Below are 26,053 nucleotides of genomic sequence, written 5' to 3'. Positions count from 1 at the left end.
AAATAAGATTTTCAGACGGCCTGCAACAACAGCCTCACAATAAATTCATCCTGCGGCAGCGTCAGCTTCAAATTGCGCGTATCTCCCTGCACCAGCAGCGGCTGCACGCCCAGCTTTTCCACTGCCGACGCTTCGTCTGTAATATCGCTCAAATCCTCGACCGACAAAGCTCGGTGCAATAAGGTCGTCTGAAAAAGCTGCGGGGTTTGCGCCTGCCACAATCCGGCGCGGGAAACGGTTTCGCCGATATGTTTTTTACCGTCGGCGCGTTTGAGCGTGTCGGCAACGGGTATTGCCAAAATACCGCCCTGTTCTTGTCCGCCCGCTTCCTCAATCAGACGGGTCAACGCCTCGGGCGGCAGGCAGCAACGGGCAGCATCGTGAACGAGAATGTTGTCCTGCTCCGCCGCCAACCCTTGAACCAACAATGCGGATACGCCGTTGCGCACCGTTTCGGCACGGCTTGCTCCGCCTACACGGAATACGCGTGTTTTACTGGAAGGGGCCGTCTGAAACGTTTGGTCTTCGGGCGATACGATAACGGCAATCAAATCAATGGCAGGATGGTTTTCAAAAATGGCTATCGTATGCTGCAACACGGTTTTGCCGTTGATTTCAACGTATTGCTTGGGCTTTCCCGCCCCAAAGCGCGCTCCGATACCGGCGGCCGGAATCAGGGCGATATGGCGACGCGTCATTCTTCGGCTCCGGCTGTTTCAGCTTTGTTGCGCCACAAACAGGCTTCGCCCAAACCGTCCAGATATTGTTCGTGTGCGGCGAGTTCCTCTGCGTTGGCTTTGATAACCTTCAAATGAGCCGGACGCTTGGTTTCGGCAATAATGACCGGTTTGACTTCCTCGTCTTCTTCTTTTTCGCCGCCCATTAAATCAAACTGTTGGCGCGTCATGGCGAGATAGACCTCGCCCAAAAGCTCGCAGTCAATCAACGCGCCGTGCAGCACGCGCTTGCTGCGGTCGACAGAAAGGCGATTACACAAAGCATCCAGACTGGCTTTCTGACCGGGGAACATTTCCCGCGCCATCGCCAGCGTATCAGTTACGGTACAGCCAAGCTCCTCGATGGAAGGCAGCCCCATACGGCGGAATTCCATGTTCAGGAAGCCGACGTCAAACTTGGCATTGTGGATAATCAGCTCGGCATCGCGTATAAAATCGGCAATCTGCCGCCCTACTTTGGCAAACGGCGGCGCGTTTTTCTCTTCCAAAACCTCAATGGTCAAACCGTGCACCTTTGCCGCTTCTTCAGGCATATCGCGTTCGGGATGGATATATAAATGAAGGTTGTTGTCAGTCATTTGGCGGTTGATCATTTCCAGACCGGCAAACTCGACCAAGCGGTCGCCGCCTTCGGCATAAAGGCCCGTGGTTTCGGTATCAAGGATAATCTGGCGTTTGCTCATAAAAATGTCGTCCTGTTTGAATTGGCTGCATCATACTAAACAGAGGGGTGAAAGTATAGCCGTCCCGCCATACAGATCTGAGGTCGTCTGAAAACACCAGTTATTTTCAGGCTTTGATATGAACACCTACACGACTTTTTGATTTAAATCAAAATTTTTCAAATTTATTTTATTTTAAATCATTAGGTTACCATTGATTACGACAATAATAACAATTATCATTTGCAATCTTGGATTTTTTGCGTATAATTCAATCCAACGAAACAGCAATCACAGAACGAAAGGAGAAAGAAATGCCGGAAAGTATTTTTAAGCAAGTCTCTCTCGACATTCTGAGACTGCATCAACAAACCGTGCGTTCGCTTTTAGCCACGCAATGTTGCAACGATTGCGAAGTGCACGATGCTATATATGTTACCTTAGACGGTCGTTATTACGTTTGGCTCCCCTGCATGGCAGAGGCGAAGCAGCCGCAAACCGGTATCCTGCTCATTGAAGACGAAGACAGCCACGCGCGTCTGAGCTGGGTGGCCAGCACAAGGGAAGTCAAACAAAAAGACAGCCTCTACAACCGCGTCGTTTCCGCCCTACAACGCAAAATGCGGCGGACGAAAAACAAATTCAATCAAACCGCCGATGCGCGTTTGCTCGAACTGACCCCGCAGCAGGGACGGCTGACTACAGACAGCAAAGATTTATCGCTTTCACCCCACGATTTGGTAAAGGCCCTTTATCCGGCAACACATCAATTAGGAGAATTTGCCTTGTAACAGTTTTGGTAGTGGTTTGTGTTCCTTTTGCGCCCCTTAAAATTTTAAAGGGGCGATTTTTTTGGCCGGACGACATACCGCCGTTTTCCCAACGGCCCGCCGGTTTTTCCAGTAAAATAAGGCCGTCTGAAAATACTGCTGGAACTGATATGCAACTGCTCAAATACATACAAGCGCAAGGATTAGGCAGCCGCAAACAATGCCAGTGGCTGATTGATAACGGTTGCATAGCCGTCAACGGCGAAATCCGCAGCGACGCCAAAAGCAGCATCAAACCGGAAGAAGTCGAAACACTGGCTATCGACGGAGAACCCATCTTTGCCGTGCCCCTGCCCTATTTCTATATATTGCTCAACAAGCCTGCCGATTACGAAACTTCGCACAAACCACAGCAATATCCCAGCGTATTCAGCCTGTTTCCCAATCATATGCGCAATATTGACATGCAGGCGGTTGGCCGTTTGGACGCCGACACCACAGGGGTTTTACTGATTACAAACGACGGACAGTTTAACCATCGGGTTACTTCGCCCAAACACAAGGTTCCCAAACTCTACCGCGTTACTCTAAAACACGCTGCCGACAACCGTCTGTGCGAAACGCTGAAAAACGGCGTATTGCTGCATGATGACAACGAGACAGTCGCTGCCGACGAAGCAGTATTGGAAAAACCGACCGTCTTGCTGATGACGATTACCGAAGGCAAATACCACCAAGTTAAACGTATGGTAGCTGCCGCCGGCAACCGGGTCGAACGCCTGCACCGCGAAAAATTCGGCGATTGGAGCGCCGACGGTCTGCCCTCCGGCGGTTGGAAATTTATCCGTGTGTAGGAAATTTTCAACCTTTTCAACAAATTTGTGAAATATTCTGTATTTTTTATTTTATAAAAATCAGTTATATAGATATAACAAAATTGTATTAACTCAATTTAACATCATGAAAAGTGAACTATTGTATAATTCACCTGTCTGAGTAACACTTACCCCGCAAGGGGTGAGTAAGTGAGTAAGACGTTTTCCCCGTAATGTGTTTGGCCATCTATACTTTTCCCCTTAGTATAGATGGTTTTTTTTATCTGCATTTTTTAATAACTAAAAATATTATCACTATAAAATTATTTTCTTACCATTTAATTTTTTTAATTTTACAGCGTAGAAAATATCTATCTGTCCATTCCTCCCTCTTCTCACTTTTACTCGGCTACCTGCATACAGCTGCAATTACCAACAGCATGAAAATCATTCAAGCCTCACTGAAATCGTATCTTCAGACGGCCTCTATATTCCTCTCGCAGGATATTTTCCTGTTATTATCCAATTTAGCAGGAAAATACACTATTTCTCTTTCTATTATTTGGTCAAAGCGGATAAATCCCTAAGCGTATAATATTACACTTCTTTACCAATTATTTATCCGTATCAAGAATGTCTGCAAACCAAACCCGTCAAACTTGGTCCAACCGTTTGACTTATATCCTTACCGTTGCCGGCGCGACTGTCGGTTTCGGCGCAACGTGGCGTTTCCCGTATTTGGTCGGTGAAAACGGTGGCGGTGCGTATGTGTTTTTATTCTGTATCGCCATGTTTGTTATCGGTATTCCGATGATTTTAGTGGAAAACGTTATCGGACGGCGCAAAGGTGTGAACGCGCTGGATGCGTTCGGCGGCTCGATGAACGGCAAACCCGTCGCTAAAATTTGGAAACTGGTTGGCTGGATGGGCTTACTCGGCGCGTTCGGCATTATGGCTTATTACATGGTGCTCGGCGGTTGGGTGATCAGCTATATCGTTAATATTATTAGCGGAAATCTGAATATTTCCAGCCCTGTCAGCGGCGAAATAACGAAAAGCTTCTTTACCGAACACATCGAAAACAACCCTTGGGAAATTGCGTTTTATACGCTGCTGTTTGTGGCGGTGAACCAATGGATTTTGGTCAAAGGCGTCATCGGCGGCATTGAAAAAGCGGCGAAATACCTGATGCCGCTGCTGTTTTTGTTCCTGATTGCCATGGTCGTGCGCAACGTTACCCTACCGGGCGCGATGGAAGGGATTACTTTCTATCTGAAGCCTGATTTCAGCAAGATTACCGCAGAACTTTTCGTCTTTGTTTTGGGGCAAGTATTCTTCGCTCTGAGTTTGGGTTTCGGCGTGATGATCACCTTGTCCAGCTATCTGGATAAAAACGAAAATCTGGTGCAAACCGCAGTCATTACGGCAATTACCAATACCATCATCGCCGTACTTGCGGGCTTTATGATTTTCCCGTCGCTCTTCAGCTTCGGCGTCGCCCCTAATTCCGGTCCGACTTTGGTATTCCAAAGTTTGCCGATTGTGTTCTCGAATATGTGGGCTGGACCTGTGTTCGCCGTGATTTTCTTCTCGTTGCTTCTGATTGCTGCGCTGACAACTTCGCTGACCATTTATGAAGTGTTGATTACGACCATTCAGGAAAAAACCAAAATCCGCCGTACCGCCGCGATTACGATTGTATTGGCTGCTATCTTTATCTTCGGCAACATCCCGTCTATTCTGAGCTATGGCCCGTGGAAAGACGTTTCCGTGTTCGGCAAAAATATTTTCGATGCTTTTGACTACATCAGCGGCAACATCTTGTTTATGCTGACCGCTCTCGGCTCCGCGCTGTTTGTCGGTTTCGTGATGAAGGATGAAGCGAAGGACGAATTGCTTTATAAAGGCAACCATAAGACGGTCAATATTTGGTTTGCCTATGTGAAATACCTCGTGCCGCTGGTGATTTTGCTGATTTTCGTCAGCAACCTGTTCTAACCGAACCAGACAATATTCATCAAGGCCGTCAGAAAACATGAAACAGGCTTTCAGACGGCCTTTGTTTCGTTTCTCGCAGCGAAATACGGTATAATCAGGCATTTCAGCACATTACCGACCCGTTTTCAGACGGCCTTTATCTTGAATTTATGGCTACAAAACCTTCCTCTTCCAAATCGCCATCACCGCGACAAAAAAACAGTCCTGCCAAAAACAACACGCGGAAAACCGGTGTCAAAACCCAACCCAACAAACTTTCAGAAAACCTGAAGGCTGCTAAAGCCCTGCAACGGGACGAAGCCAAGAAAAACCGTCCTGAACATGTCGTCAATCTGATTAACGATACCTTGTGGCTGCTGGGTTTGGTCGTAACCGCCTACATCGGCATTTCTCTGGCCAGCTTCGATATGACCGACCCTGCATGGTCGCACAGCGTGATGCCTGTCGAAGAGGTGCGCAACTTCGGTGGTTTGTTCGGCGCATACCTTTCCGACGTCGGCTACTATCTGTTCGGCCTGTCGTTTTGGTGGTGGATTGCCGCCTCTTGCGTGTTTTTGTATAAAAATTTCCGCCCGTTGCAAAAACAGGAAAACCACAAACCCTACAACCACCGTATCGCAGGCATGGCTTTGCTGCTGCTGTTGTTTTGCAGCCCGATTTTGGAATTTTTCCTTCTTAACAATACACTGGGCGACCGCCTGCCCGTCGGCGCGGGCGGTTTGGTCGGCGCGGTCGCCGGTACCGGCTTAAGCTGGCTGTTGGGCAAATCAGGCAGCCTGTTGATTATCGCCGTTATCCTGCTACTTGCCGTGTCGTTGCTGGCGCAAGTCTCTTGGCTGGAAGTTATGGCCAAAACCGGCCGCAATACCGAAAACATGCTGGTCGGACTGTTCCGCAGGCTGTTTGCGAAAAAACAGGAAGGCGTCATTACCGATCTGCCTGACGCGAAAAACACCCGCCGCATGGTCAAGGAAGCCAAAACGATTACCGCCGCCCCCGCACCGCTGCTGGAAGGCAGCAACAGTAACCGTAAAAAGTCAGTTGCCGTGTCTGTCGCCCCGCCGCCCAAAATCCAAACTTCGCTGTTTGACGACGAAAACCTCAACAATCCACCACCTTCCGGCGAATACCAGAAACCCGCAGTCAACTTGCTGCGCATCCCGCAAAGCGAACCCGTTACCGTCAACCCTGAGGAATTGCAGCAAACCGCCGAGCTTATCGAATCCAAACTGGCAGAGTTCGGCATCGGCGTGCAAGTCGTGTCCGCCACTTCCGGTCCCGTGATTACACGCTATGAAATCGAACCGGCTCAGGGCGTGAAAGGCAGCCAGATTGTCGCCTTGTCGAAAGATTTGGCGCGTTCGATGTCTCTTCAGGCAGTGCGCATTGTCGAAACCATCGCCGGCAAAAACACGATGGGCATTGAGTTGCCGAACGAAAAACGCCAAGACGTGATGTTGAGCGAAATTCTCTCTTCACCCGTGTTTACCGAAGCCAAATCCAAACTGACCGTTGCCTTGGGCAAAGACATCTCCGGTACGCCCGTGGTCGGCGACTTGGCAAAAATGCCGCACCTTTTGGTTGCCGGCATGACCGGTTCGGGCAAATCCGTCGGTGTGAACGGCATGATTATGTCGATGTTGTTCAAAGCCAAACCCGACGAAGTCCGCTTCATCATGATAGACCCGAAAATGCTGGAACTGAGCATTTACGACGGCATTCCGCACCTGCTCTGCCCCGTCGTTACCGATATGCGCGAAGCAGGACAGGCACTGAACTGGTGTGTGGCCGAAATGGAAAAACGCTACCGCCTGCTCTCGCACGCCGGTGTACGTAATTTAGACGGTTTCAACAAGAAAATCGAAGATGCCAAAGCCGCAGGCAAACCCTTGCTCAATCCGTTCAGTCTGAACCCCGACGAACCCGAACCGCTGGAAAAACTGCCAATGATTGTGGTCGTTATCGACGAATTGGCCGACCTGATGATGACCGAACGCAAAGCCGTCGAGCAACAAATCGCCCGCCTCGCCCAAAAAGCGCGTGCCGCCGGCATTCACATGATCGTCGCCACACAACGCCCCAGCGTCGATGTCGTAACAGGCCTGATTAAGGCCAACATCCCGACGCGTATGGCGTTTACCGTACAAAGCAAAATCGACAGCCGCACCATCCTCGACCAGATGGGAGCGGACGAATTGCTGAAATACGGCGACTCATTGTTCCTGCAACCGGGCAGCGCCGAACCCGTGCGGCTGCAAGGCGCGTTCGTTTCGGACGACGAAGTACACCAAGTCGTCAACTTCGTCAAAGCCCAAGCACCCGCCGACTATATTGAAGGTTTGCTCAGCGGCGAAGCCGCACTGGAAACCACCAACATCGTCAATCCGAATGCAGGCAGCGACGAACTGTTCGATCAAGCCGTCGCCTTCATCCTCGAGTCGCGCAAGACCTCCATCTCCGCATTGCAGCGGCAACTGCGCGTCGGTTACAACCGAGCCGCCAACCTGATGGAGGCACTGGAAAACGCCGGTATCGTCTCCCCTGCCGACGCCGGCGGAAGCCGGCGCATTTTGGCACAAAAAGACAATGCCTAAACAAGCAATCCTAAAAAAGGCCGTCTGAAAACCTCCGCAGGCATTTTCAGACGGCCTTTTCCCGAATTGGGCCGCATCTCCCTGCGAAATATATTTTATCCGAACATTGTGATATACTTTGCGGCTGAATTTTACCTTTTCCGCCTTAGAAACTGCGACAGGAAAACAATACGTTCCGGCCCTGCCGGGCTTCACTTTCCGCAAAGGCGGGAAACCGTTATCCGTTTATCAATCAACACAACAAATTAAGGGCTTACGATGAGCGTAACTGTTGAAACTTTAGAAAACTTGGAACGCAAAGTAATAGTGTCTTTGGCTTGGGCCGACATTAACGCTGAAACCGACAAACGTCTGAAACAAACCCAACGCCGCGTTAAAATCGACGGCTTCCGTCCGGGCAAAGCCCCGCTGAAAATGGTCGCCTCTATGTACGGCGCAAGCGTTCAGAACGAAGTTATAAACGAATTGGTGCAACGCGCGTTCTACGACATCGCCGTAAGCGAAAACCTGAAAGTCGCCGGCTTCCCCCGTTTTGAAGGCGTGGAAGAACAGGACGACAAAGATTCCCTCAAAATCGCCGCCATCTTCGAAGTATTCCCCGAAGTCAGCATCGGCGATTTATCCGCCAGCGAAATCGAAAAAGTAACTTCCGAAGTCGGTGACGCCGAAGTCGAGAAAACCGTGGAAATCCTGCGCAAACAACGTACCCGTTTCAACCATGTCGACCGCGCGGCCCAAAACAGCGACCGCGTCATCATCGACTTCGAAGGTAAAATCGACGGCGAACCGTTTGCCGGCGGTTCTTCTAAAAATTACGCCTTCGTACTGGGTTCCGGTCAGATGCTGCCCGAATTTGAAGCCGGCATCGCCGGCATGAAAGCGGGCGAAAGCAAAGACGTGGAAGTCAACTTCCCCGAAGACTACCACGGTAAAGACGTTGCCGGTAAAACTGCAGTATTCACCATCACCCTGAACAACGTATCCGAAGCCACCCTGCCAGAAGTGGATGCCGAATTTGCCAAAGCGTTAGGCATTGCAGACGGCGATGTCGCCAAAATGCGCGAAGAAGTGAAGAAAAACGTAGCGCGCGAAGTGGAGCGCCGCACGCAAGAACAAACCAAAGAATCAGTGATGGATGCGCTGCTCAAAGCGGTCGAGCTCCAAGTGCCCAACGCCCTTGTCAACGACGAAGCCGCACGGCTGGCGGAAGAAATGAAGCAGAACTTTGTCAACCAAGGCATGGCTAATGCAGGCCAGGTGAACCTGCCGGCAGATATGTTCAAAGAACAGGCGCACCGCCGCGTGGCATTGGGTCTGATTTTGGCCAAACTGGTTGAAGAAAACAAACTGGAACCGACCGAAGAGCAAATCAAAGCTGTGGTTGCCAACTTTGCCGAAAGCTATGAAGACCCGCAGGAAGTCATTGATTGGTATTACGCGGACGCAAGCCGCCTGCAGGGCCCGACATCGCTGGCCGTCGAAAGCAACGTCGTCAACTTCGTGCTGGGTAAAGCCAAAGTAACCGAAAAGACCTTATCGTTTGACGAAGTCATGGGCGCTCAAGCCTAAGGCCGTCTGAAACAGATATGAAAGCACCGAAGCGGCGCATAGCGTGTTTTGGTGCTTTTCAACCATTTACAGGAAACAAAAAATGACCTTCGACTTCAATAATTACCTCGTGCCGACCGTTATCGAGCAAAGCGGTCGGGGCGAACGCGCTTTTGATATTTATTCACGTCTGCTCAAAGAACGCATCGTATTTCTGGTCGGTCCGGTGGACGACCAATCCGCCAATCTGGTCGTGGCGCAACTGCTGTTTCTGGAAAGCGAAAATCCCGACAAAGATATTTTCTTTTACATCAATTCTCCGGGCGGCTCCGTATCGGCGGGCATGTCGATTTACGACACCATGAACTTTATCAAACCTAACGTATCGACCCTGTGTCTCGGCCAAGCCGCCAGCATGGGGGCATTCCTGCTGTCCGCCGGTGAAAAAGGCAAACGCTTCGCCCTGCCCAACAGCCGCATTATGATTCACCAGCCGCTCATCAGCGGCGGCCTCTCAGGTCAGGCATCAGACATTGAAATCCACGCTAAAGAGTTGCTCAAACTGAAAGAAAAGCTCAACCGCCTACTCGCCAAACATTGCGGCCGCGATCTGGCCGATTTGGAACGCGACACCGACCGCGACAACTACATGTCGGCCGAGGAAGCCAAAGAATACGGCTTGGTCGACCAAGTTTTGGAAAACCGCGCCTCTATACAGGCGTGACGACGGTAATCGTAAAAGGCCGTCTGAAACCGAAGTTTCAGACGGCCTTTCCATTTATATCAAACGTTCGGAATCAAATCACTCCGTTATTGGCCGTCACATCATCTGCACCTACGGCCTTCAACAGTTGCGAAGCGGTATAGCTTCCTCCCGAAGCGAATGTGAAACTATCGGCATTATTCGTGTGAGCATTCAGGATAGTCAGCGTATCGTCGGTACCTTTCAACTTGATTGTCCAGTTGGTACCGGTGGTGATTTCCAAATCTTTGATGCTCAGGCCGTCTGAAAAACGCACGCCGGCCTCGCCGACCCCTTCTCCGATACTCAGGGTATCATGTCCGCTCCCCTTGCCGAAGACTACGGTATCGGAATCTCCCTTGAAAGTAATCTTATCGTCGCCGATGCCGGCATCGACGATTGTTTTTCGCTCCACTTCAACGGTATCGTTACCCTTGCCTCCGTAAAAAGTGGTGTTTTTGAAATAATCTCCTTGGATATGAATTTTATCTCCTTTATCCGTACCGTAGATTATGTGTTCCCTTCCTTCATAAAAAGAACTGCTTGGACCTATTGTCCTATCATCCAGATATTCGATTACCTTGCCGTCGTCGGATAAATGCGAAATTCGCAAGCCGAAATGCTGGATAATCTGATTGAAAGTATAGCTGCCGCTATCAAATTCAAAATTGGACACCGCCCCCATCCACATCTGGTTTTTGATGGTCAGCACATCATCCGTACCTTTAATCGAAATATTCCATGTATCTCCGTCCGTGCGGGGAGTGGTAACAAAATCATTAAGATGGGGCATATAGCCGATACCTTCTTTGCCGTATCCACGGGTTACGGAAATTGCCAAGTCGTCCAGCGTCAGCCCGCCGGTGAATTTCACCGTATTCGCATGGATGAAGGGAGTGTATTCGTCATCAAGATCAAACATGAAATCAAAGATGGTATCGTGCCCGTATCCTCTGCCGAAAATATAGGTATCCTTATGCAATCCTCCTTCCAGATAGTCATTACCCGCGCCCCCATCCAGCAAATCGTCTCCTGAATCTGCGTAAAGTCTGTCATTGCCGTTACCGCCATAGAGTTTATCGTCAGGCACACCCAAAATTAAGGCACTGTGTTCAACGATGAGGTCATCCCCGTCTCCGCCGTAGAGGGTATCCCTTCCGTCGCTGCCGCCATTAATATAATCATCGTCGGCCGTTCCCCGCAGCGTGTCATTTCCTGAGGTACCGTACAGGCTTTTGCCGTAATGCCCTCCGCTCACCGCTTTCTGAAACTCGGCCGCACTGTATGATTTTCCGCCGATTTCAAATCTGCTGATAACCGGATTGGACAGGCCGTCTGAAAACTGGCGGCTGATGGTCATTTCCCCTCTTACGGAAGCAATAATCCAATCCGTACCGCCGCCGTCGGCTGCACGGGTAAACAGCCTAAGCGTACCGATATCGATTTTATCGTCGAATCTGACGGTATTGCGGTCGGAAGCCTCATCGATAACGGTGGTTTGCCCGTCGAAGAGATAAGTATCGTTGCCCTTTCCGCCATACAGACGGTCTTTACCTGTTCCACCGTCCAAAACATCGTTGCCGGCTCCGCCATAGATAATATCGTCTCCCTTTCCGCCATAGAGCCTGTCGTTTCCATCACCTCCGTTGATGTGATCGTTGCCGGCTCCGCCATCTACGATATCGTTGCCCCGACCGCTGTACAGACGGTTACGGCCTGCATTGCCTACCAGCAAATTATCGGCATTATTGCCCGCGCCATAAATATTCGCCTCTCCCAATAACTCAAGATTCTCAACATTGGTCGGCAAGGTATAGCTGATACTGCTGTTTACGCTGTCAATCCCTTCGCCCGGATTTTCAATAACCACATCTCCGATGTCGTCCACTTTGTAAGTATCGTTTCCGACGCCGCCGCGCATGGTATCTTGCCCCTGATCGCCCCAGAGTTTGTCGTGTCCGTCGCCGCCGTTGAGCGTGTCGTTACCATCCCCGCCGATCAATTCGTCATTTCCGGCATATCCGTTGAGCGTATCGTTACCGACTCCGCCGTCAATAACATCCCTACCGTCCGTACCGTTTATAACGTCATCTTTGGCAGTTCCCATGATTTTATTTTTAGGCGGTTCTTCATAAGTCGGCCGAGACAGCCCTTCTTTCAGCAAAGCCAATTCACGCGCCGTATAAGTCTCTGCTCCGAATTGAAACCGGTTGACGGCGGGTTCGGTTTCCGTTTTCAAATATTGGTTGCGGATGGTTAACGAAGTTTCATCATTGATTTTGATGACCCAATCCGTATTACCGGAAACATTGGTTGTCTGCGCGATTGAAATTTTATCTGCACGGATTCCGCTGCCGAATCGCACGGTATTGTTACCTTGATTATCGATGACGGTATCGTGCCCGCTGTCGGCATTGAAAACAAAAGTATCTTCGCCCATATCGCCCTGCAATATATCGTTACCCTTGCCGCCGTTGAGAATATCGTCGCCGTTCCCGCCATAAAGCCTGTCATCACCTTCGTCACCGTTGACCGAATCTTTGCCCTCGCCTCCGTAGAGTTTGTCGTTACCCTCGCCACCGCTGATATTGTCTTCACCGCCCATGCCGTAGACGGTATCGTTGCCGCGGCCGCCGTTCAAACGGTTGTAACCGTCGTTGCCGGTCAGAGTATTGTCGGCATTATTACCCAAACCGTAAATATTCTGCGTACCGGTCAGCGTAAGGTTTTCAACATTATTCGGCAAAACGTAGCTGACATTGCTGTATACACTGTCCGTACCGCCGTTGACGGCTTCATTGATTTTATCCGTGCTGCCGGTTACATAATAAACATCGTCTGCCGCCGTTCCCTGCATGGTTTTCGGAGACGCTTCTTTAATTGGGCTTACTGCATAGACAGTGTGTGCTTTTGTTAAAACATTACCTTTGTTCGCTTCCATGATTTATATTTCCCGTCAGTAGACTTCATTTCAATTTTTACAGTATTTAAAATTACTGCGAAGTATTCGACTTTAATTTTTCATAATAGTTCAAATCTTTTCTTTAAATAAAGTTTACGGTGAATTCCGCAATTTATTACAGACAATTTATCGATTGATACTCTCATACAAAAAATATAAAGAAGGCCGTCTGAAATCTTTGCAGATTTTTTCAGACGGCCTTTTTATGCTCAAAATCCAGTTACTGCACTACAGCGAACGGGCTACCTCGATAACGTCGAAACATTCAAGCTGATCGCCTTCCAAGATCTCGTTGAAGTTTTTCAGCATCAGGCCGCATTCGAAACCCATGCGTACTTCTTTAACATCGTCTTTAAAGCGTTTCAACGAGGCAAGTTCGCCGGTATGAATAACGACATTGTTGCGAATCAAACGGATGTGTGAATCGCGTTTTACCACGCCGTCGGTAACCATACAGCCCGCAATATTGCCAACCTTGGATACGCTGATAACCTGGCGGATTTCCACCGTACCGGTAACCTGCTCTTTCTGTTCCGGCGCCAACATTCCGCTCATGGCGGCCTTCACGTCGTCGATGGCGTCGTAAATAATGTTGTAGTAGCGGATTTCCACATCCTCATTTTCAGCCAGCTTGCGGGCGGAAGCATCGGCACGCACATTAAAGCCGATAATGAACGCGCCCGAAGCAATGGCAAGGTTGACATCGGATTCGGTAATCCCGCCGACGCCGCTGTGCAACACGTTCACCACCACTTCTTCGTTGGACAGTTTTTTCAGACTGCCTGCCAAGGCTTCGTAAGAACCCTGCACGTCGGCCTTGATAATGACCGACAACGACTGGGCTTGGTTTTCGCCCATATTGTTGAACATATTTTCCAGCTTCGCCGCCTGTTGCTTAGCCAAACGCACATCGCGGTATTTGCCTTGGCGGAACAATGCGATTTCACGGGCTTTTTTCTCGTCCGCCAATACCATTGCATCTTCGCCTGCATTCGGCACGTCCGACAAACCGAGGATTTCCACAGGAATCGACGGACCTGCCTCATTAATGGCCTTGCCGTTTTCATCGGTCATGGCACGGATTTTGCCAAAAGCCGTACCGGCCAGCAGCATATCGCCTTTTTTCAGCGTACCGCTTTGCACCAACAATGTCGCTACCGCGCCGCGCCCCTTATCAAGGCGGGCCTCAACAATGATACCTTTGGCCGGAGCATCGGCAGGCGCGGTCAGTTCCAACACTTCCGCCTCCAGCAACACCGCCTCCAGCAACGCATCAATGTTCAAACCTTTTTTGGCGGAAACATCGACAAACTGGACATTACCGCCCCATTCGTCAGGCACGACTTCATGCGCGGTCAGCTCTTGGCGGATACGCTCGGGATTGGCCGCCTCTTTATCGATTTTGTTTACCGCTACCACCATCGGCACGCCCGCCGCTTTGGCATGGGCAATAGCTTCGATGGTTTGCGGCATCACGCCGTCGTCGGCTGCGACCACGAGAATCACGATGTCGGTCGCTTTCGCACCGCGCGCGCGCATGGCGGTAAACGCTTCGTGACCCGGAGTATCCAAGAAGGTAATCACGCCGCGCGGAGTTTCAACGTGGTATGCACCGATGTGCTGGGTAATGCCGCCCGCTTCGCCTTGTACCACTTTGGCGCGGCGGATGTAGTCCAACAGCGAGGTTTTACCGTGGTCGACGTGGCCCATGACGGTAACAACCGGCGGACGCGGCAGCGCTTCGGCTTCCACTGCTTCCACGCCTTCATCCAAGAATGCTTCGGGATCGTCGGCGGCGGCAGGTTTGCCGATGTGGCCGAGTTCTTCCACCACAATCAGGGCGGTGTCTTGGTCGATGGATTGGTTGATGGTCACCATCATGCCCATTTTCATCAGGGCTTTGACCACTTCCACGCCTTTGACTGCCATTTTGTGCGCCAAGTCGGCCACGGTAATGGTTTCGGGAACCAAGACTTCGTGTACGACAGGTTCGGTCGGCGCTTGGAAAGCATGTTGGTTCGGCTCGAGTTTCAGTTTTTTGCCTTTCTTGCCGCCGCGTACGCGTTCCTCATCACCGCCGCGTGCCGCATTACGGTCGCGGCCGCCTTTGCCGCCTTTACCTTTGCTGTTGCGGCTTTGGTTATCATCGTCGCGGTTGTGACGGTCGTCTTTTTTCATGCGGGCGGAGCCGGCGGATTTATCACCGGCAGCCGCTGCTTTTTCAGACGGCCTCTGTGAAGATTCTGCCGTTTTAACGCCGCCTTGTTCGGCGGACTTACCTTCTTTGGCAGCCTTTGCTTCCTGCTGTACTTGTTGCCTCATGGCTTCGCGGCGTGCTTGGCGTTCCTGTTTTTCCTTCAGCAACGCCTCCTGATGAGCGCGCATGGCGGCGGCCCTGCGTGCCTCTTCGTCACGCTGCGCCTGTTCTGCCGCGCTGACAACGGGTTGCGGCACCTCAGGTTCGACGGTCGTCTTTTTCGTTTCCTTGGATTTGGCCGATTTACCCTGTTTGGCCTGTCGAGTTTCTTTAGGTTGCGATTCCTCTTTGGCGGGATGTTCCGTTTTACCCGCTTTCTCTGTTCCGGTTTTTGCCTCTTTGGCAGCTTTCAACTTGGCCGCTTCCGCTTGCGCTTTAGCTTTTTCTTCCGCCGCTTTTTCAGCGGCAGCCTTATCCGCTTCCGCTTTCTCTGCCGCGGCTTTTTCCGCTTCAACCCTTGCGGCTTCCGCCGCGGCCGCCTGCATTTTGACTTTTCCCGCTTCGGCTTTGGCTGTTTCCGTTGATATTTCCGCAGAAGGAATCACGACCGCGCGGCTGCGGCGGCGGGTTTCCACTTTCACTCCGCCGACAGTGCTTTCTTCGGTTCTGGTACGGCGCACGCTGATGGTACCGCCGCCTTCATTACCGTTTTTCTTTTGCAGGTAATCGCGCAAACGGCTCTTATCTTCCAAAGTGAGGCCGTCTGAACCGCTGTTTTTTTCCACACCGGCGCTTTTTAATTGTTTCAGCAGGTCGTCTACCGACCTTTTCAGTTCGGCGGCAAATTGTTCTACTGTCGTGTTACTCATCTATTACCCCCTCAGTTGCTTTCGGTAAACCAGTGTTCGCGGGCGGCCAAAATAACTTTTTTGGCTTCCTCTTCAGTAACGCCGGTAATTTCAATCAGTTCGTCCACGGCCAGTTCGGCCAAATCGTCACGGGTGATGATACCTGCCTGTGCCAAATCCCGCAGCATTTCGGTATCCAACCCCTCCAGCGAACGCAGGTCGTCGGCCACATCCTCCAGTTTTTCTTCGGAAGCAATGGCCAGCGTCAGAATCGCGTCGCGCGCACGGTTGCGCAGAACCTCCACGATTTCCTCGTCGAAACCGTCGATTTCCAACAGTTCCGCAGCCGGCACATACGCCACTTCTTCCAGCGTGGCAAATCCTTCCTGTAACAGAATGTCGGCGGTTTCTTCGTCGATGTTCAGATGTTCGGTAAAGAGTTTGCGGATGGCTTCGTCTTCTGCCGCATTGCGCTCGTCAGCTTCGGCCACGGTCATGATGTTCAACTGCCATTCGGTCAGGTCGGAAGCCAAACGCACGTTTTGTCCGCCGCGGCCGATGGCCAGTGCAAGCTGGTCTTCCGCCACGACGACATCCACCGCATGTTTGTCCTCGTCAATCACGATGCGCGTTACCTCTGCCGGTGAGAGCGCGTTAATCACGAACTGTGCCGTCTCCGGCGACCACAATACCACGTCGATACGTTCGCCTGACAACTCGTTGCTGACGGCGTTCACGCGCGAACCGCGTACGCCGATGCAGGTACCCTGCGGATCGATACGTTGATCGTTGGCTTTTACGGCCACTTTCGCCCGTTGTCCCGGATCGCGTGCAACGGCGCGGATTTCCAATGATCCGTCCTCGATTTCCGGTACTTCCATCGCATACAGCTTAGCCAGGAAATTTTTGTCGGTACGGCTCAGGATGACTTGTTTGCGGCCGGTACTGCCGATTTCGTCCACTCTCAACAGCAAAGCGCGGATACGGTCACCGCTGCGGAAGTTTTCACGCGGAATCATTTGGTCTCGGGGAATCAGCGCATCCAGTTTGCCCGACACTACCTCCACGATGATGCCGTGGCGTTCGACACGCTTGACCGTACCGGAAACGATGTCTTCTTTCCTTGCCAGAAACTCATTCAGAATCTGCTCGCGCTCGGCATCGCGGATGCGTTGCAGGATGATTTGTTTCGCCGTTTGCGCGGCTTGGCGGCCGAAGCCTTCGTTTTCGAGCTGCTCTTCATAATATTCGCCGATTTGGATTTCCGTACCCGGGATTTCTTCTTGGATTTCCTCGATGGTTTTTTCCACATCGGGATAGGTATAGTCTTCGTCGGCAACAATCAGCCAACGCCGGAACGTGCGGTATTCGCCCGTATCGCGGTCGATTTCTACGCGCACATCCATATGTTCGCGGTTGGCTTTCTTTTTGGCGGCGGTAGAAAGGGCAAATTCCAGTGCCTGAAACACCACTTCTGTATCTACGTTTTTCTCGCTGGCCAATGCTTCGGCCAATTGCAACATTTCACGACTCATTCTCAGAATCTCCGTTCATTATCAATAACTTTAAAAATTGAATTCGGGACGCAGACGGGCTTTGTCGATATTGTCGAATTCAATATCCACGCTTTTGCCGTCAAACGAAATGCTGACCGTACCGTTTTCGCAGTTTTCGATACGGCCGATGAAATTCTTTTGTCCATCAATCGGCAGACGGGTTTTGATTTTGGCCTGCCGTCCCGCAAAACGGACGAAATCGGCGGCTTTTTTCAACGGGCGGTCAAGGCCCGGACTGGAAATTTCCAGACGCTTGTAATCAATGTTTTCCACCGTAAAAACGCGGCTCAGATGATTGCTTACAGTCGCGCAGTCTTCCACGGTAATGCCGCCCTCTTTATCTATAAATATGCGCAAATCACCTTGCGCGGTCAGCTCAAAATCCACCAGCTCGTAACCCAAGCCCGGCAGAGTCTTGTCAAGAATATTTTGAATATCCATGTCGCTCCAGAGTACATAATAAAAAAATGGCCCTATGGCCATTTTTCCTGTAATACGAAAAATTTACTAATTATAACCCGTTTACCGAGAAAATAAAAGTATTGATTTGGCGTGTATTTTTCAGACGGCCTGTATCTATCGGGGGCGTTATCCGAAAAGCTTGCAGGACGCGGATGTGCCGACTAAAATCGTTCGGCCAATCAAACTGTTTATAGGGAAACCGCAAACCATGCCTGCACATACGATTTACAATTTTTCCGCCGGTCCCGCCGTTCTGCCCGAAGCTGTGTTGCGTACCGCGCAGCAGGAAATGCTTGATTACAACGGCACCGGTTTTCCCGTGATGGCGATGAGCCACCGTTCGGACATGTTTTTAAGCATTTTGCACCACGCCGAACATGACTTGCGCCAACTGCTGAACATTCCGTCGCATTATAAGGTCCTGTTCCTGCAAGGCGGCGCGACCACGCAGTTCAACATGGTCGCCATGAATCTGGCGCACGGTTTCAAACGCGCCGATGCCGTTGTAACAGGTAACTGGAGCCGCATTGCCTACGAACAGATGAGCCGCCTGACTGATGCCGAAATTCATCTGGCGGCAGACGGCGGCAAGCAGTTCGGCTACACCGCCCTGCCCGCCGTAGAATCATGGGACGTCTACAAGCATTCGGCTTTCGTCCATTTTGTGATTAACGAAACCGTACACGGCCTGCAATATCAAAACGTACCGAAACTTTCAGACGGCCTGCCGCCTTTGGTGTGCGATATGTCGAGTGAAATCTTATCGCGCGAATTCGATGTGAACGATTACGGTTTGATTTACGCGGGCGCACAGAAAAATATCGGTCCTGCCGGTGCAACCGTGGTTATTATCCGTGAAGACTTGCTCGATCGCTGCCCGAAAGACATCCCCGACGTATTCAACTACCAATCGCATATCAAACGCAACGGTATGTACAACACGCCTGCGACTTATCCGATTTATATGGCGGGTTTGGTGTTCCGCTGGCTGCTGACACAGGGTGGCGTAAAAAAAATCGAAGCGGTCAACAACCTGAAAGCCGAAACGCTCTACCGCGCCATCGACGGCAGCGGCGGCTTCTATATCAATAATATTCAAGCCGATGCCCGCTCAAAAATGAACGTTATTTTTAAAACGTCCGATCCTGACTTGGACGACACCTTCGTCCGTGAAGCCGAACTGCGCGGGTTATGCGCTTTGAAAGGCTACAAACTGCTGGGCGGAATGCGCGCCAGTATCTATAACGCCATGCCGCTTGAGGGCGTGGAAGCCTTAGCTGCATTCATGCAGGATTTCCAACGCCGTTACGGTTGAATGACCGGCAGGCCGTCTGAAAATAAAGATAAGGGATTTTCAGACGGCCTCATATCCGACCAGTCCGAACGGCCTGTTTTGAATTTATGCTATAACCCTCTTTTTTCACACATTTATCAAAGGTATGCCTATGGATGCCCTCCACCTTCTGACCACCCGCCGCTCTTCGAAGAATTTGACTGCTCCGGCCCCGAACGCGGAACAAATCGAGCAGATGTTGCAAGCCGCGACGCAAGTGCCCGATCACGGCAATATGCGCCCGTTCCGTTTTACCGTCATCGAAAGCGAAGACGGTTTGTCGTATTTCCGCAAACTGCTGACCCAAACCGTAACCGAATGCAATTTCGGTGAGGATTCGATGAAAAAAGCCGAAAAAGTCGGCAATATGGCACCACTGGTTATCGGCGTAACATTTAGTCCGAACTGCTCTTCGCCAAAACCGAAACCGGAATGGGAGCAGATGCTCAGCGCAGGATGTTCCGCCTATGCCCTGCAACTGGCGGCCTCGGCCCAAGGGTTCGACAATGTCTGGATTACAGGCTTGTGGGTAAACAGCCCGCAACTGCGAGAAGCGTTTGATTGCAGCGATCGGGAAAAAATCATCGGTTTGATTATGATCGGCACTTCCGCCGAAGAAACCGCCGGTCCGAAAAATACGGATTTAGACGAGTTCGTTACCCACTGGTAACGGAAGTTTTTGCGATTCCCTATATTTTTCAGACGGCCTTCCCTCCTTAATTGAAACAATAGGACAAAAGGCCGTCTGAATTTTTTCCGCAGTGAAAATCAATATGCCCTTCCGATAACAAGGAAAACTTCTGTATCCAATCTCCCGTTTAGCCGGCAAACCAAAACGTTGACTGAAACCCACAGTCTCCCAACAGTTACATCACGATACAAAAAGGCCGTCTGAAAATAATTTTCAGACGGCCTCTAACGGTTTCAAATCCCTATCAGGCGGGGTTCATGAAATTTTCAATTTCCTGCAAGGAAATATCCGGCGTCGCACCGCGCCGCGCCGCAACCAGCGCGCCCAGTGCGCAAGCGAAGGTAAGCGCCTCCTGCGGTTCGGAATTGTTCAACAGTTTGTAAGTCAAACCGCCCAAGAAACTGTCGCCCGAACCTACGGTATCGGCCACTTTCACCCGGAAACCGCAATGTCTGTGCAACTTACCTTTCTGATACAACACCGCGCCGTGCCCCCCTAGAGTAACGCATATATTGGGAACGCCGGCCAGCTTGGCCAAAAATGCGATGTTTTGTTCGATAGAATGATATGGAGAACCGTAAATTTCGGACAGTTCATACAATTCGTCATCGTTCAGTTTGACCAAATCCACCTTTTTCATGGTATCCAGCAGACGGCCTGTATCGTAAAACGGTTTGCGCAAATTGACGTCGAAAATCTTGAATTTCGCTTTCTCAATCAGCTTATCCAAAGTCGAACGAGAAACCTCATCACGAGTCGCCAAACTACCGAAAATGAAAGCGTCGGATTCGGCCACACGCTGCAAGGCCTCTTCCTGCAACTGAATTCTGTCCCAAGCGCAGGGATAGACTATTTCGTAGCTTGCACTGCCGCACTCGTTCAACTTGACTTTCACCAAGCTGGTAGCCTGATCAGGGGATACCTGCAACAAATCGGTATTGACGTTTTTACCTTTAATCTGACGCAACAACTCTTCACCGTCGGCATCATCGCCGCGGCAGCTGATAATACTACCGCCGACACCGAGCGATTCCAACCGCACTGCGACATTCAAAGGTGCGCCACCCAATACTTTACCCGTAGGGAAATCGTCCCACAGCACTTCACCGAAGCAAGTTACTTTCATTATGAATCTTCCTTAATCAACGACTTAGACAATTCTTCCAATGGTACGCCTTTGGTTTCCGGCATCATGAACATTACGAATACCAATTGCAATACCATCATGGCTGTAAAGCAGGCGAACACCCAGCTTGCACCGATTTCATCAAACAAATAGGGAATCGCAGCAGGAATCGCGGCAGCAAGCACCCAGTGGGTCGAACTGCCCAACGCCTGACCTTGCGCACGCAGGTGACTCGGGAAAATTTCAGAGATAAACACCCAGATTACCGTACCCTGGCCAACGGCGTGGGCAGCGATAAACAGGAAGAAAAACAGCGGTACCATCATGCCTTTCCATCCGAGGAAGAAAGACAATGACACTAAGCCGAGCGAAACAATATAGCCAAAAGAACCGATGTACATCAGTTGACGGCGGCCGAATTTATCGATTAAAGACAGGCCTACGAAGGTAAAAATCAGATTGACAACACCGATACCCACGCTGCTCAATAAAGCCGAACTTTTTTCCAAACCGGCAATTTCAAAAATACGCGGCGCGTAGTACAGGAAGGCATTGATACCCGACATTTGGTTGAAAAACGCAATCAGAAAAGCCAGCAATACCGGCAGACGGTATTTTTTCAGCAACAGACTTTCTTTTTTGCCGCCATCTTTCTGCGCGGAAGCCACCAGTTCGTTAATGTCCGCCTCAGGGTTGATTACCGCCAACACTTTACGCGCATCCTCAATGCGGCCTTTCATGACCAACCAACGCGGCGACATCGGAATGCCGAGTACCATTAAGGTATAAATCGCAGCCGGCACAACCTGAACACCCAGCATCCAACGCCAAGTGTTCGCACCCAAATCAAGGTTTGAGAAAATAAAATTGGAAAGATAAGCAATTAGAATACCGAATACGATATTGAACTGATACATCGCCACCAAGCGGCCGCGTTTGTCCGCCGGAGAAATTTCGGTAACGTAGGCGGGTGCGGCAATGGTCGATGCACCGACACCCAAGCCGCCGATGAAACGGAAGCAAGCAAAGGAATAAGGATCATGAACGAGCGCAGAGCCTAGAGAACCGACAACATACAGGATACCGATGGCAATCAGCGTTTTTTTACGGCCAAATTTATCGGTCGGAATACTGCCGAACAGCGCGCCGATAACCGTACCCCATAGGGCGGATGCCATGACGACCCACCCGTGAAACAGGCTGGAGCTGTTCCACAAATGCTGTAACGCCTGATCCGCGCCAGAAATCACCACGGTATCGAAACCGAACAGGAAACCCGCCAGCGCCACCGTGATGGACCAGATGAGAAGTTTTGACTGATTCATAAAGCGCCCTCACTTGATTTAAAGTTAAGAAGAATAGCCTGATACCACAATGCAATACCCGCCGTACCACATACGTGGCAAAACGGTAAAACTTCCGGTTTTCAGTCTGTTTCCTGATAAGGTGTCGTGAGGCGGCGGGCCTTTTTTTGAAATTGTTATTACACAGTGCAGGCAACGCCTTTTTGTAATAAAATTTACAATAGAAACTCTATATATAAACTATTATGTTTTAAAACATCAGCGCTTGCAAGCAAATATCAGTTTCATACTGCGATAAACTTGACCATTCGCAACCTTTTCCGATTTATCTCTTTACAGAAGGCAAACGCTTATCTACTTTTCTTTCAACCTCTCTTCTATCTGACACTGATTCTTAGTATTTAATGAAATTTAAATACACTAAACAAGCAATATTCGAATTATCAACAGGTTCTATAGTATAAATGTTGCCTAACCAATAAACAAAAGGCCGTCTGAAAACAATCAACCATATTTTCAGACGGCCTCAATACAAAAACCGGCCGACAACAGATGTCGACCGGTCACCGATTTTCGGCAAACTCAATTTGCCAATGTTTTCTCCAAATCAGCCAAAATAGTTTCCAACTCCGCGCGTACTTCTTTCGCATCAGCAGCCGGATTCCCTTCCGAATCCAGCGCATTATGATTGAAACTATCCACGAAAGGAGCAAATGTATCTTTCAATTTCAGCAGCTTAACCACATCCAGACGAGTATAACGGTTTCCGCCGTAACCAATAACAGCACCATTCTCATGCTGCCACTGGGCAAATTGCGACGGGCTGATTTGCACCAACTCACACACCTCGTCAAGCGTGAAATAGCGTTTGGCGGGAACAGCAGGACGATTAGCGTTGTTTGTCATAGTAATGCTCCACCATGCCTTTGAGTTTTTGGCTGGCATGGAAAGTGACTACGCGGCGGGCGGTAATCGGTACTTCTTCGCCGGTTTTCGGATTACGGCCGGGACGTTGCGGTTTGTCTCGCAACTGAAAATTACCGAAACCGGAAATTTTGATTTCTTCGCCGCGTGCCAAAGTGCTGCGGATTTCTTCAAAAAAGAGTTCGACGATTTCTTTGGCATCGTTTTTGGTTACATTGCTGACTTTATCTACCAAAATATCGGCCAATTCGGCTTTAGTTAGTGTCATATTATTACCTTCTGTTGTAATAGGTGCAGATTATTACCAATTTCTATTTAAAATTCAAGCGAATATTTATTTTTTAACTGCGAAGTTGCGCTCCCGCAGCAGTTGCCGCATCAATCAGTTTTCCGATAACCGGCTCGACTGTTTCATCCGTCAGCGTGTTTTCCATATCCTGCAAAATCACTTTGACCGCCATGCTCTTCATCCCTTCAGGCAGGCCCGTACCGCGATACACGTCAAATACGCTGATTTCCTGTACCAACTTGTTTGCCACACCTTTCAATGCGGCCAACAAATCATCATGAGTCACGGCTTCAGGTATGACAAACGCCAAATCCCTGCGAACCGGCTGGAATTTCGATACTGCCTGATAGCGCGTTTTTTCGCGTTCTAACACGGCTGCCATGTCGATTTCAAATATCAGCGGCGCTTGCGGCAAGTCGTATTTTTGCAGCCATTTCGGATGCAATTCGCCGACAAAACCGATGACCTGGCCGTCTGAAACAATATTGGCGGCGCGTCCTGGATGCAGGGCGGGATGTTCGGTTTTGACAAACTCAACCGCTTTGTTTTTCAACAGATTTTCTACATCGGCCTTGATGTCGTAAAAATCCGCGTTGCGCGTTTTTTCGCCCCATTGTTCCGGCATAGCCGCACCGTACCACAGGCCGCCGATGCGTTCGTTTTGTACAAACTGGCCGTCTGAACCTTTGCTGAACACGCGGGCAATTTCAAACACACGCACGCGGTTTTGCTTGCGGTTCAGATTGTTCTGCAAAATTTCCACCAAGCCGCCGATAAGCGTGGAACGCATCACGGCATACTGCGCTGCCAGCGGGTTTTGCAGGCGGATGGGGTTGGCGTTGGCGGCAAAATCAAGTTCCCACTGCTCGTCAACGAAGGCATAGCTGACCACTTCGCGGTAGCCGCGCGTCGCCATTTCGTTATAAACAGCAAAACGCGGACGACGGGTTTCGGGTAGCGCCAGCATTTTCAGACGGCCTGACGTGTAATCGTCGGGGATATTTTCATAGCCGTAAACGCGGCCGATTTCTTCAATCAAATCAGCCTCGATTTCGATGTCGAAACGGAAGCTCGGCGCGGTAACGCGGAAGCCTTCCGCCGTTTTTTCAGGCTGCAAACCCAAGTGCTGCAAAATGGTTTCCACCTGTTCGGCAGGAATGTCCACGCCCAACACGGTTTTCAGACGGCCTAAACGCAATTCGACCTGTTTGTTTTCAGGTAGCCTGCCCAACGCTTCCACCATTTCGCCTGCCGCACCGCCGCAGATTTGCAAAACCAATTCGGTAGCGCGTTCGATAGCATCAGCCTGCAAACGGTAATCCACGCCGCGCTCAAAGCGGAACGACGAATCCGAACCAAAACCGTATTGGCGCGATTTGCCGGCGATGATTTCAGGCGCAAACCAAGCCGCTTCCAGCACGATATTTTGCGTGTCGTCTGAAACTGCGCTCGCTGCGCCGCCCATCAGGCCTGCCAAACTCAACGCGCCTTTTTCATCGGCCACTACCAGCGTGTTTTCAGACAGAGACACGGTTTTCTCGTTCAGGCATTCCAGCGTTTCACCTTCGCGCGCGCGGCGGATGTGCAGGCTGCCTGAAAGTTTGTCGGCATCAAAAACATGCATCGGCTGACCGATTTCCAGCATCACATAATTGCCAATGTCCACCAGCGCGGAAATACTGCGGATACCGCTGCGCTCCAAACGCTGCTTCATCCAATCCGGCGTAGCGGCGCGCGCATTTACATTTTCAATCACACGGCTGATAAAGCGGCCGCAATCGGCAGGCGCATCAATCTGCACGGGCTGTTTGCGGCTGCCCGTGATTGGCGCGGCATGGATTGCAGGCTGCTTGAACGCGCAACCCGTCAGCGCGGACACTTCGCGCGCAATGCCTTTGATGCTCAGACAGTCGGCACGGTTCGGCGTGATTTTCAGCGTGAAGACCGTATCGTCCAAATCCAAATATTCACGGATGTTTGCGCCGACGGGAGCATCTTGCGGCAAAATGTGCAGACCGTTCACGCCGTCATCGGGCAGACCAAGTTCATCGGTAGAACACAACATCCCGTTCGACACCACGCCGCGCATCTTGGTCGGCTTGATTTTGAAATTGCCCGGCAACACCGCACCCGGCAGCGAACACGGCACTTTGATGCCCGCTTTCACATTCGGTGCACCGCACACAATCTGCACCAACTCCCCCGTACCCACATCGACTTGGGTAACATTCAAACGATCGGCATCCGGATGTTTTTCAACGGATTTCACTTCGGCAATCACCACGCCCGTAAACGCAGGCGCGGCAGTCTCGGCTTCTTCCACTTCCAAGCCGGACATGGTTAACAGATGTTCCAGCTTATCGGCGGAAAGTTCGGTATCGGCTTGGGTTTTCAGCCATGAGTAGGAGAATTGCATGTTATGTTCTCAATCAACTAATTAACTTTTTATCAGATTTTGTTTTCAGACGACCTGTTTGCTTGGGAGTGCAGGCTGC

18 protein-coding genes and 2 pseudogenes are annotated in these 26,053 nt (G+C 50.6%); 8 read left to right on the top strand and 12 right to left on the bottom strand.

Annotation, left to right across the window (positions count from 1 at the left end):
• Positions 1-11: 11 nt before the first annotated feature.
• Positions 12-698 carry a 2-C-methyl-D-erythritol 4-phosphate cytidylyltransferase gene (ispD, locus tag ACI43T_RS08130; RefSeq protein WP_405386409.1) on the bottom strand — a complete coding sequence of 229 codons (687 nt, stop codon included), beginning with the start codon at positions 696-698 and terminating at the stop codon, positions 12-14.
• A complete protein-coding gene (dnaQ, locus tag ACI43T_RS08125) occupies positions 695-1,420 on the bottom strand; it encodes a DNA polymerase III subunit epsilon (protein WP_405386407.1) in 726 nt (241 codons plus the stop codon). The genes ispD and dnaQ overlap by 4 nt, the downstream gene beginning before the upstream one ends.
• 293 nt (positions 1,421-1,713) lie before the next feature.
• Here dnaQ and ACI43T_RS08120 point away from each other — a divergent pair, with 293 nt between their 5' ends.
• The 6 genes from ACI43T_RS08120 to clpP all read left to right on the top strand — a co-directional run bounded on the left by ACI43T_RS08120 (position 1,714) and on the right by clpP (position 9,848).
• The gene (locus ACI43T_RS08120) at positions 1,714-2,190 is read left to right on the top strand and encodes a pyridoxamine 5'-phosphate oxidase family protein (protein ID WP_293277519.1); all 477 of its coding nucleotides are present in this window, start codon (positions 1,714-1,716) and stop codon (positions 2,188-2,190) included.
• Positions 2,191-2,339: 149 nt separating this feature from the next.
• The gene (locus ACI43T_RS08115) at positions 2,340-3,023 is read left to right on the top strand and encodes a pseudouridine synthase (RefSeq protein WP_377082019.1); all 684 of its coding nucleotides are present in this window, start codon (positions 2,340-2,342) and stop codon (positions 3,021-3,023) included.
• Positions 3,024-3,617: 594 nt separating this feature from the next.
• On the top strand, positions 3,618-4,982 hold the full coding sequence (locus ACI43T_RS08110; RefSeq protein WP_405386404.1) for a sodium-dependent transporter: 1,365 nt from the start codon (positions 3,618-3,620) through the stop codon (positions 4,980-4,982).
• 149 nt (positions 4,983-5,131) lie between these two features.
• The gene (locus tag ACI43T_RS08105) at positions 5,132-7,576 is read left to right on the top strand and encodes a DNA translocase FtsK (RefSeq protein WP_405386402.1); all 2,445 of its coding nucleotides are present in this window, start codon (positions 5,132-5,134) and stop codon (positions 7,574-7,576) included.
• A gap of 258 nt (positions 7,577-7,834) precedes the next feature.
• Positions 7,835-9,145: a trigger factor gene (tig, locus tag ACI43T_RS08100; protein WP_405386400.1), complete on the top strand. Its 1,311-nt coding sequence runs from the start codon at positions 7,835-7,837 to the stop codon at positions 9,143-9,145.
• A gap of 82 nt (positions 9,146-9,227) precedes the next feature.
• Positions 9,228-9,848, top strand: a complete 621-nt coding sequence (clpP, locus tag ACI43T_RS08095) for an ATP-dependent Clp endopeptidase proteolytic subunit ClpP (RefSeq protein WP_377081601.1) — start codon at positions 9,228-9,230, stop codon at positions 9,846-9,848.
• A gap of 73 nt (positions 9,849-9,921) precedes the next feature.
• Here clpP and ACI43T_RS08090 read toward each other — a convergent pair whose 3' ends face one another.
• The 5 genes and pseudogenes from ACI43T_RS08090 to rimP all read right to left on the bottom strand — a co-directional run bounded on the left by ACI43T_RS08090 (position 9,922) and on the right by rimP (position 17,870).
• Entirely contained in the window at positions 9,922-12,807 is a 2,886-nt protein-coding gene (locus tag ACI43T_RS08090; RefSeq protein ID WP_405386398.1) for a calcium-binding protein, read from the bottom strand.
• Between the two features lie 249 nt (positions 12,808-13,056).
• Positions 13,057-15,288 (bottom strand): annotated as a pseudogene (gene infB / locus ACI43T_RS08085) (translation initiation factor IF-2); the annotation flags it as partial.
• Between the two features lie 324 nt (positions 15,289-15,612).
• Positions 15,613-15,894: pseudogene (locus ACI43T_RS12325) on the bottom strand (translation initiation factor IF-2 N-terminal domain-containing protein); the annotation flags it as partial.
• Between the two features lie 11 nt (positions 15,895-15,905).
• The gene (nusA, locus tag ACI43T_RS08080; RefSeq protein ID WP_293277506.1) at positions 15,906-17,408 is read right to left on the bottom strand and encodes a transcription termination factor NusA; all 1,503 of its coding nucleotides are present in this window, start codon (positions 17,406-17,408) and stop codon (positions 15,906-15,908) included.
• A gap of 30 nt (positions 17,409-17,438) precedes the next feature.
• Positions 17,439-17,870 (bottom strand): ribosome maturation factor RimP, encoded by a 432-nt coding sequence (rimP, locus tag ACI43T_RS08075; RefSeq protein ID WP_405386395.1) that lies wholly within the window; start codon positions 17,868-17,870, stop codon positions 17,439-17,441.
• Positions 17,871-18,099: 229 nt separating this feature from the next.
• Here rimP and serC point away from each other — a divergent pair, with 229 nt between their 5' ends.
• Together serC and ACI43T_RS08065 are read left to right on the top strand one after the other, a co-directional pair.
• The gene (gene serC, locus ACI43T_RS08070) at positions 18,100-19,206 is read left to right on the top strand and encodes a phosphoserine transaminase (protein WP_405386393.1); all 1,107 of its coding nucleotides are present in this window, start codon (positions 18,100-18,102) and stop codon (positions 19,204-19,206) included.
• 130 nt (positions 19,207-19,336) lie between these two features.
• Positions 19,337-19,894 carry a nitroreductase family protein gene (locus ACI43T_RS08065; RefSeq protein WP_009174065.1) on the top strand — a complete coding sequence of 186 codons (558 nt, stop codon included), beginning with the start codon at positions 19,337-19,339 and terminating at the stop codon, positions 19,892-19,894.
• A gap of 265 nt (positions 19,895-20,159) precedes the next feature.
• Here ACI43T_RS08065 and ACI43T_RS08060 read toward each other — a convergent pair whose 3' ends face one another.
• From ACI43T_RS08060 to pheT, 5 genes are all read right to left on the bottom strand, one after another.
• On the bottom strand, positions 20,160-21,041 hold the full coding sequence (locus ACI43T_RS08060; protein ID WP_405386391.1) for a carbohydrate kinase family protein: 882 nt from the start codon (positions 21,039-21,041) through the stop codon (positions 20,160-20,162).
• Positions 21,041-22,366, bottom strand: a complete 1,326-nt coding sequence (locus ACI43T_RS08055) for a sugar porter family MFS transporter (protein ID WP_314106134.1) — start codon at positions 22,364-22,366, stop codon at positions 21,041-21,043. Before ACI43T_RS08055 ends, ACI43T_RS08060 begins: the two co-directional genes overlap by 1 nt.
• Before the next feature lie 561 nt (positions 22,367-22,927).
• Complete coding sequence (locus tag ACI43T_RS08050; RefSeq protein WP_297958523.1) at positions 22,928-23,251, bottom strand: hypothetical protein; 324 nt, start codon at positions 23,249-23,251, stop codon at positions 22,928-22,930.
• A complete protein-coding gene (locus ACI43T_RS08045) occupies positions 23,235-23,537 on the bottom strand; it encodes an integration host factor subunit alpha (protein WP_003675494.1) in 303 nt (100 codons plus the stop codon). Before ACI43T_RS08045 ends, ACI43T_RS08050 begins: the two co-directional genes overlap by 17 nt.
• Before the next feature lie 73 nt (positions 23,538-23,610).
• Positions 23,611-25,974, bottom strand: a complete 2,364-nt coding sequence (pheT, locus tag ACI43T_RS08040; protein WP_405386388.1) for a phenylalanine--tRNA ligase subunit beta — start codon at positions 25,972-25,974, stop codon at positions 23,611-23,613.
• Positions 25,975-26,053: the final 79 nt, after the last annotated feature.

Source organism: Neisseria oralis, assembly GCF_045062685.1.
Lineage (GTDB): Bacteria > Pseudomonadota > Gammaproteobacteria > Burkholderiales > Neisseriaceae > Neisseria > Neisseria oralis.
Note: the sequence above shows the minus strand (reverse complement) of the source record. Positions and strands in the feature narration are given on the sequence as shown.

What these genes read in the sequence shown, in the direction of transcription:
- ACI43T_RS08120 (WP_293277519.1), top strand. Translation starts at nt 1,714, where the DNA reads ATGCCGGAAAGTATTTTTAAGCAAGTCTCTCTCGACATTCTGAGACTG.
- ACI43T_RS08090 (WP_405386398.1), bottom strand. Translation starts at nt 12,807, where the DNA reads ATGGAAGCGAACAAAGGTAATGTTTTAACAAAAGCACACACTGTCTAT.
- ACI43T_RS08055 (WP_314106134.1), bottom strand. Translation starts at nt 22,366, where the DNA reads ATGAATCAGTCAAAACTTCTCATCTGGTCCATCACGGTGGCGCTGGCG.
- ACI43T_RS08110 (WP_405386404.1), top strand. Translation starts at nt 3,618, where the DNA reads ATGTCTGCAAACCAAACCCGTCAAACTTGGTCCAACCGTTTGACTTAT.
- ACI43T_RS08050 (WP_297958523.1), bottom strand. Translation starts at nt 23,251, where the DNA reads ATGACAAACAACGCTAATCGTCCTGCTGTTCCCGCCAAACGCTATTTC.
- tig (WP_405386400.1), top strand. Translation starts at nt 7,835, where the DNA reads ATGAGCGTAACTGTTGAAACTTTAGAAAACTTGGAACGCAAAGTAATA.
- ACI43T_RS08065 (WP_009174065.1), top strand. Translation starts at nt 19,337, where the DNA reads ATGGATGCCCTCCACCTTCTGACCACCCGCCGCTCTTCGAAGAATTTG.
- ACI43T_RS08105 (WP_405386402.1), top strand. Translation starts at nt 5,132, where the DNA reads ATGGCTACAAAACCTTCCTCTTCCAAATCGCCATCACCGCGACAAAAA.
- rimP (WP_405386395.1), bottom strand. Translation starts at nt 17,870, where the DNA reads ATGGATATTCAAAATATTCTTGACAAGACTCTGCCGGGCTTGGGTTAC.
- ACI43T_RS08045 (WP_003675494.1), bottom strand. Translation starts at nt 23,537, where the DNA reads ATGACACTAACTAAAGCCGAATTGGCCGATATTTTGGTAGATAAAGTC.
- dnaQ (WP_405386407.1), bottom strand. Translation starts at nt 1,420, where the DNA reads ATGAGCAAACGCCAGATTATCCTTGATACCGAAACCACGGGCCTTTAT.
- serC (WP_405386393.1), top strand. Translation starts at nt 18,100, where the DNA reads ATGCCTGCACATACGATTTACAATTTTTCCGCCGGTCCCGCCGTTCTG.
- nusA (WP_293277506.1), bottom strand. Translation starts at nt 17,408, where the DNA reads ATGAGTCGTGAAATGTTGCAATTGGCCGAAGCATTGGCCAGCGAGAAA.
- ispD (WP_405386409.1), bottom strand. Translation starts at nt 698, where the DNA reads ATGACGCGTCGCCATATCGCCCTGATTCCGGCCGCCGGTATCGGAGCG.
- pheT (WP_405386388.1), bottom strand. Translation starts at nt 25,974, where the DNA reads ATGCAATTCTCCTACTCATGGCTGAAAACCCAAGCCGATACCGAACTT.
- clpP (WP_377081601.1), top strand. Translation starts at nt 9,228, where the DNA reads ATGACCTTCGACTTCAATAATTACCTCGTGCCGACCGTTATCGAGCAA.
- ACI43T_RS08060 (WP_405386391.1), bottom strand. Translation starts at nt 21,041, where the DNA reads ATGAAAGTAACTTGCTTCGGTGAAGTGCTGTGGGACGATTTCCCTACG.
- ACI43T_RS08115 (WP_377082019.1), top strand. Translation starts at nt 2,340, where the DNA reads ATGCAACTGCTCAAATACATACAAGCGCAAGGATTAGGCAGCCGCAAA.